The organism is Actinophytocola sp. (genome assembly GCF_035634895.1).
Classification (GTDB): domain Bacteria; phylum Actinomycetota; class Actinomycetes; order Mycobacteriales; family Pseudonocardiaceae; genus Actinophytocola.
The window spans coordinates 1-19,614 of record NZ_DASQCC010000066.1 but is presented as its reverse complement, the minus strand read 5'-3'; the positions used below and the strand labels follow the sequence as shown (position 1 = coordinate 19,614).

Below are 19,614 nucleotides of genomic sequence, written 5' to 3'. Positions count from 1 at the left end.
CGACGGCAGGCAGCTGACACGAGACCGGTACTCGACGGCAGGCAGCCAGCGCGAGACCGGCCCTCGACGGCCAGGCCGCCAAGCCACGCGAACGGACTGTTCGCACGGGTTTCGAGCCGAGTCCGGGCCGCTGCTGCCCCCGGGGGCCCCCAAGATCGAGCCTAGTCCACGTCACCGACGAAAACGGCCCTTGACCAGCACGAACGGACCGTTCGCACGGACATGACCCGGAAGTGTGACGTGGGCGGCCGTCGGCCCGCCGAGATCCAGCCTAGTCGCGGGCACCGACAGAAACGTGCGCTGACCTGCGCGAATGGACCACTCGTGTGGGAAAGAGTCCCGGCATGGCACGAGGGCGGCCGCAGCAGCGGCCGCCCTCGTCCGGGTTCTGTTCGTCAGTTCGAGAAGACCTTGCGCCAGCTCTCCACCGAGGTCAGCTCCGGCACGGCCGCGCGGTACTGCTCCACCAGCTTGGGCCACTCCGCGATCAGCCGCTTGTAGTTGTGAGCCGTCCGGGCCGCCAGCTCGCGGAACACCTTCGGGTCCCGCCGCCGGAACGCCACGCCGCTGCCGTCCGCGTTCGACACGGTCGCGCTGTCGAGGTTGCCCAGGAGGAACCACAGCGCGGAGTTCGCCGAGATGTTGACCTGTGGGCGTTCGACGGCCGACGACTCCGGCGAGCGCAGGTTGTGTACCAGCGCCTTCCCCGCCCGCAGCGCGATCCGCGCCGGGTTGACCGGCGGGTGCAGCATCTGCTCGGCCTTCACCATGTCGAACGACGGCGGGGGGAACTCCCGCGCCGACGGGGCGAACTGCGCGTCCGTGTACTCCTTGCGCAGGCGCTGGATCTCCGGCAGGCCGTTCGACAGCGACTCGAACAGCCGGTCCGGGCCGGCCATGAAGTCTTCCAGCGCCTTGTTCTCCAGCGCCGCCGTCGAGTACTCCATCGAGAACAGGCGGCGGACCGCCACCCTCGCGCCCTGCAACAACAGGGTCTTCCGCAGGTCATAGGGGCTGTGCAGCGCCGCCATGATCAGCCGGTTGCGCAGGTGGAAGTACGCGGTCCAGTCCTTGGTGTCGTTCTTGTCGGTCCACGGCTCGTGCCACACCGCCGAGCCCGGCAGCGTGACCGTCGGGATGTCGCGGGCCAGCGCCCGCAGCGAGTACTCCGCGTCGTCGCACTTGATGAACAGCGGCAGCGGCAGGCCGGTCTGCTCCACAACCTCGCGTGGGAACAGGCACATCCACCAGCCGTTGTACGTCGAGTCGATGCGCCGGTGCAGTTCGGGGCTCTCCCGCAGGGGGTACGCGCCGAAGTCGTGGTCGGACTTGGCGCCCGGTGCCGCCCGCCACACGCACGACGCCAGGTCGACGACCTCGCCCATCGTGTGCAGACGGGCCTTGGCCTGCAGGTTCAGCATCTGCGAGCCGACGATCACCGGCTTCGCGCAGGCCCGCGCGAACATGTTCGACCGCAGGATCGAGTCGGTCTCGATCGCGATGTCGTCGTCCATCAGCAGGATCTGGTCGACCGTGCCGGGCTTCGTGTGCTCGACCGACTCGTACAGCGCACGGGTGAAGCCGCCGGCGCCGCCCAGGTTGCCCTGCTCGATGACCTCCAGCCGGTCACCCAGTGCCGCCGTCAGCTCGCCGTACCGCTCGTGCGAGCGCATCTTCTTCGGGCCCTGGTCGGCGACGTAGACCTTGCTGACCACGTCGAGCACGGCCTGGTCGTCGCCGAGGGAGAGCAGCGCGGCGACGCAGTCGTCCAGACGGCTGAACGTCGTGGTGCCGATCGCCATCTTCTTCTTCGGCAGCGGCTTGTCCGACAGCCAGCACGCGTCGGTGATGTCGATCGGGATGTTCTCGGTGAACACGTCGAACCACAGCCAGCCGCCGTCCTCGAACGGGGTCAGCGCGACGTCGAACTCGAGGGTCTGCCACTCGTCCTCGGCGTGCACCGCCGTGCCCTTGAGGTGGACGAGGTCGCCGTTCGGCTTGGAGCGGTACACCTCGACGCGGCCCGCGCCCCGCACCTTCAGGTGCAGCGTGACCGTCTCGACCGTGGTCCAGCGCTTCCAGTAGCTCGCCGGGAACGCGTTGAAGTACGACGCGAACGACACCCGCGCCGAGGTCGGCACCTGGACGTGGCGACGGGAGGTGACCGTGCAGTTCACGTTTTCCGGCTCGTCCAGGTACAGCGGACGGACGTCCAGCGGGTCGCTCTCCTTCGGCAGGATCACCCGCCAGAGGACGCGATCGACGTCAGGTCTGCTGGCAGTCGCCTGCTCGGCCACGGTTCTGCTCCTCCAGTGAACTACGACGTGCGGTCGGCGACCAGCACGAACTCGTTGTAGGTGAACGCCTTGCCGGCGACGCGGGGCAGCGGGAAGGACTGCCGCTTGGTCTTCTGGAAGCCGAGCTGGTAGGCGACGTCGGTCAGCGCGTCGAAGTCGGAGAACGCGACATGCGTGCTGTCGGACGCGTAGCCGCGTTCCTGGGGGCAGATCAGCACCAGCCGCGCGTCCGGTGCCAGGTACTCCAGGTAGCCGGAGAGGATCTTGACGGCTTCCTCGCGGGGCATGTGCTCGACCAGGTGCGCGGCCAGCATGCCGCCGAACCGGCCGGGCTTCGCGTACTCGGTGTCGAAGAACTCGTCGGTGGTGAACGCCGTGAACCCGCGACGGCGGCACTCCTCGATCGACGTCTTGTTGTGGTCGACACCGACCCCGTGCGGCGCGAGGTGGGCGAGGCAGCGACCGATGCCGCAGCCGACCTCCAGCACCTCGCGGTCACCGAACTGGCGACGGAGGTTCCAGCGGTACGGCGCCTGGACGTCGAGTACCCGCTTCCACAGCGGCATCTCGAGCCGCTTGAGCCGGTCGGTGTACTCCTCGCCCTCGGTTGAATCCAGGGAAGCCATGACTGTCAGGTCCTCACCGATCCGGTTACGGCCGGTCGTATGTCGCCGGCCGTCTTCGTTTGTATGGCGCCGGGCACCCCGTCAGCATCCCGTCCGCGCAACGGCATGGTAGCCGTCCGTCGCGCAGCGGCGCCCTTCGGGACGGCCAGGCACCGTCGCCGCACGGTGCTCGCTCCGCCGGCTCCGCTCAGTCCAACCCGTAGAGCCGCCGCCAGTTGTCCCGGCTGGTCAGCTCCGCGGCGGCGGCCCGGTACTCGCCACGCAGGCGCGGCAGTTCCGTGACCAGCCGGCGCACGACCTTGGCGGTCTGCCTGGCCAGCTTGATCGTCAGCTCGCGGTCACGCCTGCGCACCCGGACGCCGCCCTGCGAGCCGTCGGTGACGACCACCGTGTTGAACTGTGAGACGTGCCACCAGGTGGCGTCGTCGAGGTTGACGGCGCCGACCTCGTGCGCGGTCTTGCCGAGCGCGAAGTGGATCAGCCGCTTGAGCAGCACCACCCGGCTCATGCTCGGTGTCGGCCCGGCCTGGACCATCGGCACCTCGCCCGACTTCAGCCCGGGCAGCTCACCGGGCGCGTGCATGACCGTGTCCGGATAGTCGGCCCGCAGCGCATGGATCTCCCTCGCGGCGGACGCGCCGCCGTCATGCAGGAACTCCGGACCGCGCAGGAAGTCCTCGACGGCCTTGAGCAGCGTGGCGGCGAGGCCGTACTGCATCGACAGCAGGCAGCGGACGACCCGGGAGATGATGACCCGCGCGGTGTGCCTCGGCTCGATGTCGGCGTGCAGCGTGGCGACGATCATCGCGTTGCGGACCGCGAAGTACTCGTTCCACTTGTCCGCGTCCTTCCAGTCGAAGTCCGCGTGCCACAGGCCGGCGCCCGGCAGCGTCACCGTGGCGAAGCCGGCGGCGCGGGCGCGGTAGCCGTACTCGACGTCGTCCCACTGGAAGAACAGCGGCAGCGGCAGGCCGATCTCGGCGACCACCTCGGCCGGGATCAGGCAGGACCACCACGCGTTGTAGTCGGCGTCGACGCGGCGGTCGCCACGGTTGGGCTTGCCGGTCGGCAGGCCGTCCTCGTCCTCGGCCTCCTCGGTCAGGTCGACGTCGTCTAGCGCGCCCTGGACGACCTGGCCCGGCACGAGCTGCGCGAAGTCCGCGTACTCGGCGCCGGCCAGCAGCATGGTCGGGTGCAGCAACCGCAGCATCTGGCCGCCGACGATGGTCGGCTCGGCGGCGCGGTTGGCGAACGCGGTGAGCCGCACGGCGATCTCCGGCTCGCACAGCACGTCGTCGTCCATCAGCAGCACGTTCGCGTGCGCGGAGCCGCGTTCGGTGACCTCGTACATGCCGCGCCCGAACCCGCCGGCGCCGCCGAGGTTGGGCTGGCGCAGGTACCGCAGCCGGCCCGCCAGGTCCTTCTCGATCTGCGGGAACGCCTCGCGCGACTCGACGGTGTCGGTGCCCTGGTCCACCACGTAGATGGCGTCGAGCACGTCCAGGGCCTCGTCGTCCGCGGCCAGCGACTGCAGGGTCTTGGTGCAGTCGTCGGCCCGGTTGAACGTGCAGATCACGACCGCGGTCGGGCGCAGCAGCTCGGGCGCCTCGACGGTCCACCGGAGGCGCTCCACGACGAGCTCCTCGTCGCCCGCGGCGAACTCCAGCCACAGGAACCCGCCGTCGAGGAACTTGTCGAGCGTGACCCGCAGCGTGACGGCGCCGCCCTCCTGGCCGGTGACCTCCTCGGCCGCGACGGTGCGGATGTCGCCCCGGCTGTCGGAGGCGACCAGCGCGATCCGGCCGGCACCGCTCACCGTCACCTCGGCATGCACCTCGCTGATGACCGTCCAGCGCTGCCAGTAGCTCGCCGGGAAGCGGCCGAAGTAGGTGTCCATGGAGACCTCGGAGCCGGCGTGCACCACCAACCGCTGCCGCTGCCGCGTCGCGGTGCCCTGGACGGCCTGTGCGTACAGGTCGACCGGGCAGACCGGGTCGGGACCGCGGAACAGACCGCGCTGGGCGATGAGGCGACCCGCGGGCACGTGCTCCACGAGGCGCTCGTCCGGAGCCGAGGTCTCACTTGTGGCTGTGGGGCTGCCGAGCATGTCGAGTTAGTCCTCCAAAAGGGTGAGTTCCGCATCCAGGGTACCCAGGAAGCAGCTCGGTATTACCTTTAGGTCACGGCTCGGATGCTCCCCGGACACAGCCGGCTCACAGAGTCGGGCGACAACCCACATGTGTGGGTGATGACGAGGGCCGGGTCTGGCCTTCCTAGAATCGGCGCGCCCGATGCTGGGGATCCAGGCGAAGATACGAGGTTGCCACCGACATGAACTGGTTCGAAGCCGTGCCCGCCATCGGTGTGACCATCGCCTGGTTGCTCCTGCCGGGTCTGGTCATCCACTACCTGGCCGGGCTACGGGGTATCGCGGCGTGGGGGCTCGCGCCGGTCACGAGCATCGCGCTGATCGCGACGAGCGCGGTCGTGCTGGAGAAGTTCGGCGTCGACTGGAACGCGCTCGTCGTGCTGGTCGTGTGCGTCGCGGTCATCGCGGTGGTGGGCGTGGTCGCCTTCCTGCTGCGGCGCAGGAAGATCTTCGCCGCCGAGGCCGACCCACGCGGGGTGTCGGTCGCCGGGTTCGTCGGGCTGCTGCCGGGCGTGGTGCTCGGCATGATCACCGTGCTGATGGCCATCCGCACGCCGGACGCCATCTCCCAGACCTACGACGCGCTGTTCCACTACAACGCACTCGCCTACATCGCCGACTCGCACCAGGCGTCCTCGCTGACCCTTGCCACGCTGGGCAACCCCGAGGTCACGGGCGTCTTCTACCCGGCGGGCTGGCACGACGTCGCCTCGCTGCTCATGATGTCGACCGGCGTCAGCATCCCGGTGGCCGCCAACCTGGTGACCGTCGTGGCCGCGGTGGTCATCTGGCCGCTGTCCTGCCTGCTGCTGGCCCGCCAGCTCTTCGGCCGCCACCTCGGCGCCCTCGCCATCACCGGCACGCTGAGCGTCGGGTTCGGCGCCTTCCCGTGGGACCTGCTCGGCTTCGGCGTGCTGTGGCCGAACACCCTCGGCATGTCGTTCGCGCCGGCCGCGCTCGCGATCGTCTTCACGGTCACCCGGTTCGTGAAGGACGACGCGATCGGCGTCGGCCGGGGCTGGCTCGCCACGTTCGTGGCGGTGCTCGCGGCCGGTTTCGCGCACCCGAACGTGCTGTTCTCGGTCGGCGTGCTCGCGTTGTTCCCGGTCGGCGCGCGGCTGGGCGCCCGTGCGTGGGAGCTGCACAAGGCCGGCCGCACGTGGCGTGGGGTGATCGAGCTGGTCGTCGTGCTCGCGTTCCTCGCGTTCGTGTGGTGGTACACGGCCACCTCGCCGGCGTTCGCCAACATCCGCGACCAGTACTGGCCGCCGTTCGAGACCCCGCCCAACGCGGTCGGCGAGGTGCTGCTGAACGCGACGAACCGCTCCGACGCGCTGTGGATCCTGTCGGTCGTGGTGATCCTCGGCGTGGTCGCCGCGGCCCGGGACTGGCCGATACTGCGGCTGGTCGTGGCTGGGCACCTCGCCACCACGTTCCTCTACGTGCTGACGGCGTCGATCAACCGGCCGGACACCAAGAAGTTCACCGGCTACTGGTACAACGACTCGCACCGGCTCGCGGCGGTCCTGCCGATCACGGCCGTGCCGCTCGCGATCGGCGGCATCCTGTGGATCGCCTCGAAGGTCCTCGTGCGCACCGCCGAGACGGCGACCCAGGGGCGCACCGCCACGCTGGTCACCATCGGGGCCGTGGTGGTGCTGGTGGCGGTGACCGGCGGCCTGTACCCGCGTGACCGCGAGCACCGCGTGGCCGCCGGCTACGCGGTGGTGGAGAAGGAGCAGCTCGTCAACGACGAGACGCAGGCGTTCATCAGGCGGATCCGCGACGAGATCCCCGCGGACGCCCTGGTCGCGGGCAACCCGTTCAACGGAAGCGCCATGCTGTGGACGCTGGGCGACCGCGAGGTGCTGTTCCCCCACTTCCGCAGCGTCCAGAGCCGCGAGCAGGACTACATCGCCGGGCACCTGGACGAGGCCGGCACCAACCCGAAGGTGTGCCGCGCGGTGGAGGACCTGGACATCGACTTCCTGTTCGTCGGCGGCAGCAAGTTCCGCACGGTCGACCCCAAGTGGGAGTACTACGACGGCCTCGACGACCCGGGTTCCAGGCCGGGCTTCGAGCTGGTCGACTCGGACGGCCACAGCAAGCTGTACCGGATCACCGCGTGCGGCGCGCCCAGCGAGGACTCCGACGGCTGACCGGCACGACGAAGAGGTCCTCTGAGATCTCTCAGGGGGCCTCTCGCAGGTCGGTCAGCCGCGGCCAGGCCCGAACGCGTGGCGGACCAGCGGCTTCACCGCGTCGCCGCCGACACGCAGGGCCTGCGGGAGCTTGGTCAGCGCGAAGATCCGCGACGACAGGTGCAGGCGGGCGGTGCGGGCCGCCCGGTGCCAGCCGTGCGCGGCCATCTGGTCGGCCGTGTCCGCGAAGAAGTTGCCGGCCTCGGTGAAGCGGGAGCCGTCGAACGCGGTGGCCGACGACTCGCTCGCGTCGTGGCGGCGGTACTCGAAGCACAGGGTGCTGTCCGCGATCAGCCGCTCGCCACGCTGGACCAGCTCGAGCAGCAGCGCCAGGTCCTGGATCACCCGCAGTTCGGGGCGGAACCGCAGGCCCTTGAGCGCCTCGGCGCGCCAGCAGATGGACGGGAAGTACAGCCAGTCGCCACGCAGCAGGCTGACCGCCAGGTCCTCGCCCACCAGCGCCGTCCGGTGGGTGAACTTCGGCGCGTACAGCCGCCGCTTCGCCTCGTCGACCAGCGTCTTCGTCTCCCTGCCCGTGCCGTCGATGACCCGCACGCCTGGCTGGATGATGCCGGCGTCCGGGTGGTCGGCGTGCACCGACTGCACGACGGACACGTAGTTGGGCAGCATCAGGTCGTCGCAGCCGATGAGCACGGCCAGCTCGTGCTCGACCAGTTCGAGGCAGCGGTTGAAGTTGCCGGTCAGGCCCAGGTTCTCCGGGTTGTGCAGGTACCGCACCCGCTCGTCGTCGATCGTCGCGAAGAACTCCGGCACGGCCGGGTCGGTGCTGTCGTCGACGACGGTCAGCCGCCAGCGCGGGTCGGTCTGGGCCTGCACGCTCCGGACGGAAGCCTGCATCAACCCGACGTCGCCGTAGAACGGCATCATGATGTCGACGGTGGTCATTCGGCCACGTTCTCGCCGCGCTTGTCCTTCTGCAGCTGCTCGACCTCCAGGCGCAGGATGGCCTGGTCCTCGGCCAGCTTGCGGGTCTCGCTCTCCAGCCGGGACACCTCCCACGACAGGTGCAGCACCACGCCGACCAGGAACACGATGCCGACGAAGAACATGAGGTTGGTCGGCACGGCCACGCCGAGCCCGTGCGCGAGCGAGGTGGTCAGTCCCGGGAACACGGTGAAGACCAGCAGCAGCAGGCCGACCACCAGCCACAGGACGGCGTACTTCTCGGTGAGCTGGCGCCTGCGCAGCAGCTCGATGATGCCGGCGAGGACCAGCACGCTGCCGATCATCGCGACCAGGTACGTACTGCTCATGACTGAACGACGCCTTCCTTCACGGGACTCGGGTTCACCGGCGCCGGCGCGTCCTCCACGAGGTCGTACCGGCGGATGAGGGCGAGCAGCAGGGCGAAGCCGGCACGGAAGAGGTAGATCATCGACTTGATGGGGCGGTGGCTCGGCGTGCCGCCACGGCGGGGCCGCATGTGGGCCGGCACCTGCACGACCTTGCAGCCGGCACGGACCGCGATCACCATCGACTCGACCGTGTCACCCAGGTACTCGACCGGGTAATGCTCGGCGAACACCGGCAACGCCCGTCCACCGGTGGCCTTGAACCCGGACGTCGCGTCGGTGAGCTTGGTCTTGGCGAGCCTGGACAGCACCTTCGAAAGCACGACCATCGCCCACTTGCGGGGGCCGCGCACCTTGTAGGTCTCGTCACCGTCGGTGAACCGGCCACCGATCACGACGTCGGCCTCGGACAGCTTCGCCAGCAGCCCCGGCACTTCCTTGGGGTCGTGCTGACCGTCGGCGTCCACCTGCACGGCGGCGGTGTAGCCGTGGCGGACGGCGTAGCGGAAGCCCGCCCGCATCGCCCCACCGACGCCGAGGTTGAACGGCAGCTCCAGCACGAGCGCGCCGGCCTCGCGGGCGCAGTCGGCGGTTCGGTCGGTCGATCCGTCACTCACGACCAGGACCGGAATGTCAGGTGTCGCGGCGCGGATCTCCCGCACCGTGTCACCAACGTTCAGCTGTTCGTTCCAGGCGGGGACGACGATGATCGCGCGGGCGGCTGGCACCTTGCTTGACACGGGGCAAAAGCCTAGCCGGAAGTCGTGGTTACCCCGGCACCGGCCGGGGTGACGCTCGGTTGCCGCTCGCCACGCAGCGCCTTCGACAGCGCACGCAGCATGATCACGACGACCAGCGCGCCACCGACGAGCTGAGCGAGGACGCCGGCGCGGATGGGGTCGCCGGGCAGCGCCAGCAGGGCGACCAGCGCGACCGTGCCGGTGGCCCACCCGGCGGTCACCGACTTGTGCCGGCCCAGCGCGATGAGGCCGGGCTGCAGCACCATCCCGGTCATCAGGCCGACCGTGCTGACCCCGAGCAGGCCGACGACCACGCCCGAGAGCCGGACCTCGGCGCCGAACAGCACCTGCACCGCCCACGGCCCGACCGTGAACGACGCCAGCACGCCTAGGAGGCCGATCGCGAGCACGGCCATGATGATGACCCGCAGCCGCGCCCGCACGGCCGCGAGGTCGTGCGCGGCCGCCGCCCTGGTCAGCGAGGGCAGCAGCATGGCCTGGACCGGCGCGAACAGGAACAGCGGGATCCGGGCGAGCACGAACGCCGACGCGAACGCGGCCGCGGTGGCCGCGTCCTCGGACAGCCGCGCGGTCACCACGATCGGCGCCACGTTCATCACGATCAGCATCAGCAGCGTGCCGCCGACCAGCAGCGACAGGGAGCGCGCCATGCGCCTGACCGACGCGGGCTCGACGGCGACGTCCGTGGGTTCGACGCTCGGCTGGGCGCTGGGCCGGCGGCGCAGCCAGAACAGGCCCATGAGCGCGCCGAACCCGGAACCGACCGCGAAGATCAGCGCGTAGGTCGTGCTGTCCGGCGTCCCCAGGGCGGCGATGACGATGCACGGCAGGATGCGGGTGAGTCCCTCGGCGGTGAGGGTCGTCGAGTAGCCGGTGAACCGCTGGGTGCCGCCGAGCAGGCCGCGTACCACGTAGACGGCGGCCGAGGTGACCACGCTGACGAGCACGGCGACGAACAGTCCCCACTGCCCGGCGAACGCCTGGTCGGTGAGGATCGGCGACACCGCCAGCAGGATGACGAGCAGCACGGCCAGCAACGCGGCGGCGAGCAGCCACGCGTGCCGAGCGACCACGCCGATGCCCCGGCCGGCGGCCGCCTCGGCGCTCACCGAGCGGCTGGTCTCCTGCTCGAGCGCGGAGAACACACCCGGCCCGATGATGTTGACCATGAGGTAGAGGCTCGCCAGCGCGGCGGCGTCCGCCGGGGCGAGGGTGTGCCCGGCCAGCGCCACGAAGCCGTAGCCGGCGGCGCCGACCACCGCGAGACCGCCGGCCATGTAGACGGCGGGACCGAGACGTGTACGCAGGCTGACCACACCGCCCACGGTATCCGGCAGCAACCCGCCGCCATCCCCCGGTGTGGTGAGTCCGGACCGCTGCCGTTGTTGTTGCCCGCCGGTGCCACTCGGCCCGACGTGTCCGCGAAGGGCCTGATCGCGAAAGCGCTGGGTAGGTGGTCGAGTCGAGGTCGCGCTAGCGTTGCCGGCGTGCGGCGTGTAGCGGTTGTCGGTGGCGGCATCCTGGGCCTGGCGGTCGCGCGTGAGCTGACCACGCGCGGCGACGAGGTGACGGTCCTGGAGAAGGAGGGGCGCTGGGCGGCCCACCAGACGGGACACAACTCGAACGTCGTGCACGCCGGGCTGTACTACGAGCCCGGGTCCTTCAAGGCGCGGATGTCGGTGGCCGGCAACCGGTCGATGGTCGAGTTCGCCAAGACCAACGACGTGCCGGTGGACGTCTGCGGCAAGCTGGTGGTGGCGACGACCAACGAGGAGCTACCCGGCCTCCACGCCCTGGCGGAGCGGGCCTCGGCGAACGGCGTCCCGGCCAAGCTGGTCACCCCGGCGGAGGCCCACGAGTACGAGCCGGAAGTCGCGTGCGTGGCGGCCCTGCACGTGACCACGACAGCGGTGATCGACTTCGGCAGGGTGTGCGAGGTCCTGGCGTCCCAGCTGACGGCGGCGGGCGCCGACCTACGACTGTCCACGCCGGCGCTGGCCATCCGCCCAGGCAGAGCCGGCGGTGTGGAGATAGCCACCGGCCGTGACGTGGTCCGCGCGGACGCCCTGGTGAACTGCGCGGGCCTGCACTCCGACCGAGTCGCGACGCTGGCGGGCCTGACCCCGGCGGTCAGGATCGTCCCGTTCCGGGGCGAGTACTTCACCCTCCGCCCGGAAGCGGCCCATCTGGTGCGCGGACTCATTTACCCGGTCCCGGACCCGAGCCTGCCGTTCTTGGGCGTACACCTGACCCGAATGCTGGACGGCAGCGTCCACGCGGGCCCGAACGCGGTGTTGGCCCTGCGTAGGGAGGGCTACCGCTGGCGCGACGTGTCAGCAGGTGACCTGGCGGAGGTGGCTCGTTTCCCGGGCATCTGGCGCCTGGCCCGCAAGTACCCCCGCACAGCGGCGGACGAGATCCTGAGGTCCGTGTCGAGGCAACGTTTCGCGCGAAGCCTGGCCCGGCTCGTGCCGGGGGTGGGCCGCGAGGACCTGGTCCGGGCGGGGGCCGGTGTGCGGGCGCAGGCCCTGCGCCCCGACGGCACCCTGGTACAGGACTTCGTCATCGAGACCACACCGAACCAGGTCCATGTACTCAACGCCCCGTCACCGGGCGCGACGTGCGCACTGGAGATAGCGAAGCACGTGGCCGACCAGGTTGGTCACAGGTAGTGGAGAGCGAGCGCGCCCACGATCAGAAGTGCGCCCGCGATGCCGGAAGGCGTGAGCCGCTCCCCGTACAGGCCCACCGCCAGGAGCGTGGCGGTCAGAGGCTCGAGCATGGTGGCCAGCGCGGCGGCGGTGGGCTGCGCATGCCGAAGCCCAAGAAAGTAAGCCCCATAGGCGATGGCGGTAGGGACCAGCCCGAGATAGAGCACGAACGCAAGCACGCATGCGTCAAGCGGTAGCCCCATTCCACCCGCCAGGAGCCCGAACGGCGTCAGCAGGATCCCGCCGAGCAACAGCCCGGCGGAGGTGGTCGCCTGCTGCCCGGCAACGGGCCGAGCGGCGAGAAGGGTGAGCAGCGCGAACCCGGCCCCAGCAAGAAGCGACATGGCGACGCCCTGAGGCATCCGAGCCGTGGGTCCGGCCCCACCGGTGAGCAGGGCAAGCCCCACCAACGCCCCACCGATGGCGAGAAGCGTCCGCCACCCAGGCGTCCGCCGAGCAAGGAGACCGTCGACCCCGGCAACGAACATGGGGACGGACCCAATAGTGATCAAAGTGGAGAGACTGACCCCGATCCAGGCGACGGCAACCTGGTAGGCGGCCTGAAAGGCAGCAAGCAACCCACCGGTGACCAGAAGCCGACGGAAGGCCGCGGACGTCCGCAACTCCCGCAGCCGCGAAGCGGTGAACAGGACGGCAACGCCCCCACCGACCAGGAGCCGGTAGGCGGCAACGGCGACAGGCCCAATCCCGGTGGCGGACTGGAGAAGGGCACCGGCAAGCCCACCGGTCCCCCAGAGCACCCCGGCGAGTACGAGCAGCGCAGCGGACAAGCGCACGGAACGACAAGACAAAGAGGACAAAACAAACGCTCCCAGGCGTCGAAGAAGTAGATGACCCTTGACGCGGGGCGTTTTCAAGACAGCATCAAGTAGGCGCGGCGACAGACAGCCACACCGTCAGAAGACCACCCCGCTCAACCGCAGGGCGGCGGGGTAATAGGAAACATCCGATGCACGCCGCGCACACTACGACGCCCACAACCACCAACCCGAACGATTTGTTCGTCAAGCCAGTGGTTCGGGTTGTCGTTGGCTCCTGCTGTGATCGGAGCGCCTACGGGCTGGCCGACGCCAGGCCGATCGAATGTTCAGGACCGTGTAGATGCTCAATGCTGCAAGGCCCTGTGGGACACGCATCACCTGACCAGCGGCAGCAAGCACCACCTCAGACCGAGACCGAAACCGAAACCAAGACAAGGACACATCGGTCAGTCGTAATCGGGTCGGACCACAACCTGAGGCGGCACGCCTTGATCATCACAGTCATAACGTCCGGCCGTTGACGCTTCCCGATCCCGGCCCCAGTCGCGGTCCCGGCCCTGGTCGCCCAAGCCTCGGCCACCAGTTCGGCTTCCTGTCTTGTCCAACCTCCGCCCCCGGCCCGGCCTACCCGGCCGCCACCCAGACCACCTGCCACTCCCCCGCTGAGGCCCCGAGCCTCCCCTACCCGGGGCCTCGCCTGACCAGACCTCCACCACCCACGGCCAGGAACTTCCGGAACCGTCAGCGCTTCCAGAACGGCCGGCGCAAGCGCCCGTGACCGTTGTTGGCTAAGGACTCCAGGATCGCGATGGTGTTCCGCCAGCGACGGTCCACCTCCGCAGGGTCGGCGGTTGGAACGGCGAGTTCGGTCGACAACGCACCCAACTTCTTGCGGGCGTCGGCCGGCTCATTGGCCTGCTCCCAGGCCGCCAACTGGAGGCGGATGCGTTCCGACAGCGCCGTCAGCAGTCCCGCTCGCAACCAGACGTCCTGACCTTCATTGCCATGCAGGCGCGCCAACTCCTCCGTCGCGAACTTCGTCAGCGACACGGCGTCGCCCGTCCCCGGGATCGGCGGGATCGGCGGGGGCGGCGAGAGCGGTGGGGTCGGCTTCGCGCCCGGCCGCGGTGCCACTGGGGGAACCCACGGGATGCCTGGTTCGCTCGGTGCGCCTGGGGCCGATCCGCCAAGCCCGCCGTCTGGCGCCGAGCCGCTGTAGCTGCCGGGTGCGCTTGGCATGCCGCCAGGTGCGGGAGCGCTCGGCGGGCCTCCCTGGATGCCGGGCAGGCTTCCCGGTGCGCTGCCGTAGTCACCCTGCGTTGGACCGCCATAGCCGGAGCTGTGGCCGGCCCTGTGCGACTGGGGCGCGCTGAAGCGGGCCATCGCGCCGAAGGTTCGCGCACCTGCTGCCGGCATCGCGGTTGCGGGCGCGGTCGTCGGCACCTCCCAGCCGCTTGGCGTATCCACCGGTTGGGTCACCTGGCGGACGGTGCCGCCCTCGTTCACCACCCGCTGGTCGATCGCCACGAACGCGGTGAAGCGGGACAGCACGCCGTACTTCAGCGACGTGTCGACGATCCGCTGTTCCAGCGAGGTCTGGCCCGTCACGTACTGGTCCTCCAGGTCACGGACCGACGCCTGCGCCCACAGTGCCGCCAGTGCCGGGTTGACGCTCCGGGTCGCCGACACAGGTGCACGCCAGTTCGGCATCCCGCTCACCACGACCGCTCCCTCGGCACTGCCGGTGAAACGGCCCATCACCACGACCGGCGCACCCGGGTACAGGTCAGGCAACGGCGCCGGAGCAAGCGTGCTCAGGTCGACCGCCAGGCCGTCCTGCGTCACCTGGAGCTCGGTCACCAGTGGGGTCCCGATCCTGCGGTGGATGTTGTGCATTGCCTCGTCGAGGCGGTCCTCGGACTCGACCAGCTCGCACCGGCCCTGCGACCCGGCCAGCCGCTGCAGGAAACCCTCGTTCACCGCGCGGTCGATGCCGACCGTGTGGACCCGCACCCCGGAGAGGCTTGGTGCCAGTTCGCTCAGGATCTGGTCCTCGTTGCCGATCTGGCCGTCCGTGACCAGCACCAGGACCCGTTCCCGGTCCGCCGCCTCGCGGAGCAGGGACGTGGCGCGGCGCAACGGGGACAGCATCTCTGTGCCGCCGCGTGCGTTCAGGCCGGCCAGGAACTCGACGGCCTGGAACCGGTTGCGGTCGTTCGCCTCGACCAGGGTGTCCGCCTGGCCCGGCGGCGCCTCGGTCTCGAAGTCGAACGCCAACACCGCGAACCGGTCGTCGCCGCCGAGTGTGTCCACGATCCGCGCGGCGGCCCGCCGCGCGGCGACCATCTTCCAGCCACCCATCGACCCGGACCGGTCCAGCACCAGCACGACGTCGCGGCCGCGTCGGGCAGGCTCGTTCGCCGGTGGCAGCACGGTCAGCGCGAACGTGCCACCTTCCTCGTCCTCGTCCGGCAGGACGGCCAGCGCCGTGCTCACCGCGTCCTCGTCACCGAGGCGGAGACGCAGCAGGAAGTCGCGGTCGGCACGCTCTCCGGGACTGAGCCGGATTCGCAGACCGGTCGACGTGTCCTCGGTGGCCACGGCGTGCAGGCTCGACCTGATGCCGGCCAGCGGCAGGCCCGCTGTGTCGACGTCCACTTCCAGCGAGAGTCGCACCGGGTTGGGGAAGCCGGGCAGCAGCACGGGTGGGGAGATACGTGAGGCGTCCGGCACCGCGTCGGTGTCCTCCGCCGTGCCGTCGCCGACCTGATCGCCCTCCAGCGGCGTGCCCGGGATGTATCTCGGCGCCACCACCAGCGGGAACCGGAAGGTCGCCTCGCCGTCCTCGTACGGCAGCGCTCCGGCGAGCGTCAGATGCACGGTCACCCGCTCGCCCGGGACGATGTTGCCGACGCGCATGGTGAACACGCCGGGGCGTTCCTCCTCGGCGATCGACGCCCGCTTGCCTTCCTGGATGGCCTGGTCGTAGTCGGCCCTGGCCCTGCCACGCTCCTTGAGCACGCCCTCGACCACCCGCCCGTCGGCCTCCATCCGCATGGCGGTGACCGCGGCACGTGGCGGCAACGGGAAGACGTACGTGGCCTCGAGTGGCTCGTCATGCGTGTTGCGGAAGCCCTGCGTCAGCTCCGTGTGCGACGCGAGGCCGGTGATCCTGGTACGAACGTCGATCGACTCGAGCGGCAGGTTGCCGCGCTTCGTACGCAGGCAGCCGAGCCCGTCGTCCTCGGTCGGCCGGGCGGTCACTTCCGCCTGGTCGATCAGCTGGATGTCGGTACTCATCGGCGTTCCTTTCGTGGAGACAGGCCGAGCCGGTCGATCGCGTCGAGGAGCGGCCCGGCGGCCGCGGTCAGCTCAGCGATGTCGGCCTCGTCAAGAGGTCTGGTCGTGCCGTCCAGCAGGACGGTGACACTGTCACCTACACGGAACGCGGGGACCACGTTCGTGACAGTGTCGTTCTTCTGTTCGGTTCTGTCCTGACCGTCCTGCCGCCAGAAGCCGGTGAGACGTATCGGCGGGCCTGGCGGCGCCGGGAAGATGTCGAGTCTCGTCTGGGCGATGCCGGCCAGCTCCTCGTCGGAGGCGCCGAGCAGCCGCTCCTGGACCTCGGCCAGTGTCATGCCGCGAGCCTGCAGCCGCTTGACGGCTGCCAGCTGTAGCGCATGTCGCTGACCGTAAAGCGCGACCCTTCCCCTGGTCGCCAGCGGTCGGTCGACGAGACCGATGGTCGTGTACCACCGGATGGTGCGCCCGTTCGGCAGCTCACGGATCCGCCCGTTGCGCTGACCTTCGTAGCCGTCGGCGAGGAGGTTGGCGACGCGGTCCGAAAGCTGCTCGAGGGTCCACGGCTCGTCGCTCATGGTGCCATGTTGACAGTGTCAGATGACAGTGTCAAGCTATCCCCAGCCGAGCTCGTGCAACCGAGCGTCATCAATACCGAAGTGGTGGGCAATCTCATGAACGACCGTGATCGCGACCTCCTCGACCACGTCCTGCTCGTCGTGGCAGATGTCGAGGATCGCCTCGCGATAGATGGTGATCCGGTCCGGCAGCACGCCGCCGTAGTGGGACGTGCGCTCCGTCAGCGCCACGCCGTGGTAGAGCCCGAGCAGCGTGGGGTTCTCGGGGTTGCGGTCCTCGACCAGGATCACGACGTTCTCCATGGCGGCCACGAACTCGCGCGGGATGAGGTCGAGGGCGTCGCCGACCAGCTCCTCGAACCGCTGGCGCGTCATGGCGAAGCCCATGGCCGGTTCGCCTCTACTTCGACGGCTTGGCGCTGGTCGAGGCGGGCTGGGCCCGCACGCTGCCGACCACCGGACGCAGCGACCCATCCTCTTCGAGCGCGCCGACCTTGCAGTTCACCTTCCGCGAGCCGGCCGCCCAGCTCTCCTGCTTCAGCGTGTCCGAGTACAGCGACAGGCTCAACGCGGCCAGATCCTTGTTCCCCGAGTACTGCGACGCCACTGGCGGGCACAGGTCCACGGTCTTCTCGCGCTGCTGCTCCTCGGTCGGGTAGTCCGCGGGGAACGCCTGGGAGAGGTCGACGTTGCCGACCACCTCGAACGAGTGCGCCTTCGAGCAGTCGACCGGGTCGCCGACCTCCTGCTTGTTCACCAGGGCGAAGCAGGTGCCCGGGTCATGGATGTTGGACTGGTCCTGGTTAGCGGCGGTCCCCGTGGTCGCCAACAGACGCTTGCCGGACGGCGTCACCCGTTGGAGGCCACAGCGCAGCTTGCGGTCGCCTTCCTTCCACTGCTGCGCGGTCGGCTTCAGCGCTCCGACCGTGTACTTGCCGTACGGGTCGAGCGTGCCGCCGTGGACGTATTTGGCCCCTACCGTGGTGCAGCGGTCGGTCACGATCTGTTGCCAGCCCTGATCGTTCGGCGGCGGGGCGCTGCCCGGGTAGTCGGCACCGATCTCGACGTTGCGGGTCACCTCGAACGTGTGCGGTTGCGTGCACGGGACCCGGCGCATGTTCTGCGGAGCGTCGTTCGGCCAGTCGAGACATGTCCCACTGGGCGAGTCGAACGCGGCGGCGGCCTCTTCGGCAGCCGTGTCCGCCACTCCCTTCACTGACACAGGCCAGGAGAACAACATGCTCATGCTGAGTACAGCCAGGGCACCAACGAAGGCGCCTGCCATCACCAACCGTGTTTTCAGCGTGCTCCCTCGGGAGCTCGGCCGCCCGACGCGTTCAGACATCGCGTCCATGATGCCAGCGTTGCGTCCCGGAGGACGGGCCGAATCGACTTGCTGTCAGAAATCATCTGACGAAGGTGCTCACTTCACGTCGTCCGCTGCCCGCTGGGCATGGCCTCACGCTGGTCGATCGTCGTGGTGTTCGCCGGGACAAGCGCTGATCATGGAGGTCTGGTCGCCGGGTTTCGACGGGCAGGGAACGAGGTGGCGGATACGCTCCTCGCCGTGATCGACCTGAGGACACTGCGTGAGAATCCCGAGGCGGTGCGCGTGTCGCAGCGGACACGCGGTGAGGACGAGGCGGTGGTCGACGCACTGCTGACGGCCGACGAACGGCGCAGGTCCGCGGTCGCCGCCGCGGACGGGTTGCGGGCGGAGCAGAAGCAGCTGGGCAAGCAGGTCGGCAGGGCCCACGGCGAGGAACGGGACGCGCTGCTGACCAAGGGCCGGGAGCTGGCGGCGAACGTGCGGGCTGCCGAGGCGGCGCAGTCGGCGGCCGAGGCGAAGCTCGCCGAGTTGCATGCCGTCGTGCCGAACGTGGTCCATCCAGCCGCGCCGGCGGGCGGTGAGGACGACTACGTCGTGGTCAAGGAGGTCGGCAGGCCGCCGGTGTTCGACTTCGAGCCGGTTGACCACCTCGACCTCGGGGTGCGGCTCGGTGCACTGGATGTCGAGCGGGGCGCGAAGGTGTCCGGTTCGCGGTTCTACTTCCTGACCGGGGTCGGGGCGCAGTTGCAACTCGCGCTGCTCAACCTGGCCGCGGCGCAGGCGGTCGCGAACGGGTTCACGTTGATGATCCCGCCGGTGCTGGTCCGTCCGGAGATCATGGCCGGGACGGGCTTCCTGGGCGCGCACGCGAACGAGGTGTACCGGCTGGCCGAGGACGACCTGTACCTGGTCGGGACGTCGGAGGTGCCGCTGGCGGGGTACCACGCCGACGAGATCATCGACCTGTCGGCGGGGCCGCGACGGTACGCGGGTTGGTCGTCGTGCTTCCGGCGCGAGGCGGGGACGTACGGGAAGGACACGCGGGGGATCATCCGGGTCCACCAGTTCGACAAGGTCGAGATGTTCGTCTACTGCCAGCCGGAGGACGCGGACAGGGAGCACGCCGGGCTGCTGGCATGGGAGGAGGAGATGCTGGCGAAGATCGAGGTGCCCTACCGCGTGATCGACGTGGCGGGCGGCGACCTCGGCGCGAGCGCTGCGCGGAAGTTCGACTGCGAGGCGTGGGTGCCGACGCAGGGGCGCTACCGGGAGCTGACGTCCACGTCGAACTGCACGACGTACCAGGGCCGCCGGCTGTCGATCCGCTACCGCGACGAGAACGGCCGTCCCCAGGTGGCGGCGACGCTGAACGGCACGCTGGCGACGACGCGCTGGATCGTCGCGCTCCTGGAGAACCATCAGCAGGCGGACGGCTCGGTCCGAGTGCCGACGGCGTTGCAGGCCTACCTGGGCAAAGAGGTGCTGGAACCGGTGTAGCCGGTAGCCGGTAGCCGGTAGCCGGTAGCCGGTAGCCGGAAGCCGGAAGCCGGAAGCCGGAAGCCGGAA

At 69.8% G+C, this 19,614-nt stretch carries 15 protein-coding genes; 3 read left to right on the top strand and 12 right to left on the bottom strand.

Features of this window, described 5'->3' with window-relative positions; all coding sequences use genetic code 11:
- Window positions 1-395: 395 nt before the first annotated feature.
- The 3 genes from VET29_RS09720 to VET29_RS09710 all read right to left on the bottom strand — a co-directional run bounded on the left by VET29_RS09720 (window position 396) and on the right by VET29_RS09710 (window position 5,030).
- Window positions 396-2,297, bottom strand: a complete 1,902-nt coding sequence (locus VET29_RS09720) for a glycosyltransferase (RefSeq protein WP_324917871.1) — start codon at window positions 2,295-2,297, stop codon at window positions 396-398.
- 20 nt (window positions 2,298-2,317) lie between these two features.
- Complete coding sequence (locus VET29_RS09715) at window positions 2,318-2,923, bottom strand: class I SAM-dependent methyltransferase (RefSeq protein ID WP_324917868.1); 606 nt, start codon at window positions 2,921-2,923, stop codon at window positions 2,318-2,320.
- 187 nt (window positions 2,924-3,110) lie between these two features.
- Window positions 3,111-5,030: a glycosyltransferase gene (locus VET29_RS09710; protein WP_414636472.1), complete on the bottom strand. Its 1,920-nt coding sequence runs from the start codon at window positions 5,028-5,030 to the stop codon at window positions 3,111-3,113.
- Window positions 5,031-5,254: 224 nt separating this feature from the next.
- Here VET29_RS09710 and VET29_RS09705 point away from each other — a divergent pair, with 224 nt between their 5' ends.
- Window positions 5,255-7,231 carry a DUF6541 family protein gene (locus VET29_RS09705; RefSeq protein WP_324917862.1) on the top strand — a complete coding sequence of 659 codons (1,977 nt, stop codon included), beginning with the start codon at window positions 5,255-5,257 and terminating at the stop codon, window positions 7,229-7,231.
- Window positions 7,232-7,285: 54 nt separating this feature from the next.
- Here VET29_RS09705 and VET29_RS09700 read toward each other — a convergent pair whose 3' ends face one another.
- The 4 genes from VET29_RS09700 to VET29_RS09685 are packed head-to-tail and all read right to left on the bottom strand — an operon-like array spanning window position 7,286 to window position 10,663.
- Entirely contained in the window at window positions 7,286-8,179 is an 894-nt protein-coding gene (locus tag VET29_RS09700) for a glycosyltransferase family 2 protein (protein ID WP_324917859.1), read from the bottom strand.
- Complete coding sequence (locus VET29_RS09695) at window positions 8,176-8,547, bottom strand: DUF2304 domain-containing protein (protein WP_324917857.1); 372 nt, start codon at window positions 8,545-8,547, stop codon at window positions 8,176-8,178. Before VET29_RS09695 ends, VET29_RS09700 begins: the two co-directional genes overlap by 4 nt.
- Window positions 8,544-9,326: a glycosyltransferase family 2 protein gene (locus VET29_RS09690; RefSeq protein WP_324917853.1), complete on the bottom strand. Its 783-nt coding sequence runs from the start codon at window positions 9,324-9,326 to the stop codon at window positions 8,544-8,546. The genes VET29_RS09695 and VET29_RS09690 overlap by 4 nt, the downstream gene beginning before the upstream one ends.
- 11 nt (window positions 9,327-9,337) lie before the next feature.
- On the bottom strand, window positions 9,338-10,663 hold the full coding sequence (locus VET29_RS09685) for a hypothetical protein (protein ID WP_324917850.1): 1,326 nt from the start codon (window positions 10,661-10,663) through the stop codon (window positions 9,338-9,340).
- 171 nt (window positions 10,664-10,834) lie between these two features.
- Between VET29_RS09685 and lhgO the strand changes: the two genes are divergently transcribed.
- A complete protein-coding gene (gene lhgO, locus VET29_RS09680; protein ID WP_324917847.1) occupies window positions 10,835-12,019 on the top strand; it encodes an L-2-hydroxyglutarate oxidase in 1,185 nt (394 codons plus the stop codon).
- Here lhgO and VET29_RS09675 read toward each other — a convergent pair.
- From VET29_RS09675 to VET29_RS09655, 5 genes are all read right to left on the bottom strand, one after another.
- Window positions 12,010-12,855 (bottom strand): DMT family transporter, encoded by an 846-nt coding sequence (locus VET29_RS09675; RefSeq protein ID WP_324917844.1) that lies wholly within the window; start codon window positions 12,853-12,855, stop codon window positions 12,010-12,012. The two genes, lhgO and VET29_RS09675, sit on opposite strands and share 10 nt — an antisense overlap.
- Before the next feature lie 726 nt (window positions 12,856-13,581).
- Window positions 13,582-16,140, bottom strand: a complete 2,559-nt coding sequence (locus VET29_RS09670; RefSeq protein WP_324917841.1) for a VIT domain-containing protein — start codon at window positions 16,138-16,140, stop codon at window positions 13,582-13,584.
- On the bottom strand, window positions 16,137-16,718 hold the full coding sequence (locus VET29_RS09665) for a MerR family transcriptional regulator (RefSeq protein WP_324917838.1): 582 nt from the start codon (window positions 16,716-16,718) through the stop codon (window positions 16,137-16,139). Before VET29_RS09665 ends, VET29_RS09670 begins: the two co-directional genes overlap by 4 nt.
- Window positions 16,719-16,754: 36 nt before the next feature.
- A complete protein-coding gene (locus VET29_RS09660; protein WP_324917834.1) occupies window positions 16,755-17,105 on the bottom strand; it encodes a metallopeptidase family protein in 351 nt (116 codons plus the stop codon).
- Between the two features lie 13 nt (window positions 17,106-17,118).
- A complete protein-coding gene (locus tag VET29_RS09655; RefSeq protein ID WP_324917831.1) occupies window positions 17,119-17,934 on the bottom strand; it encodes a septum formation family protein in 816 nt (271 codons plus the stop codon).
- Between the two features lie 351 nt (window positions 17,935-18,285).
- Here VET29_RS09655 and serS point away from each other — a divergent pair, with 351 nt between their 5' ends.
- Complete coding sequence (gene serS / locus VET29_RS09650; RefSeq protein WP_324917828.1) at window positions 18,286-19,545, top strand: serine--tRNA ligase; 1,260 nt, start codon at window positions 18,286-18,288, stop codon at window positions 19,543-19,545.
- Window positions 19,546-19,614: the final 69 nt, after the last annotated feature.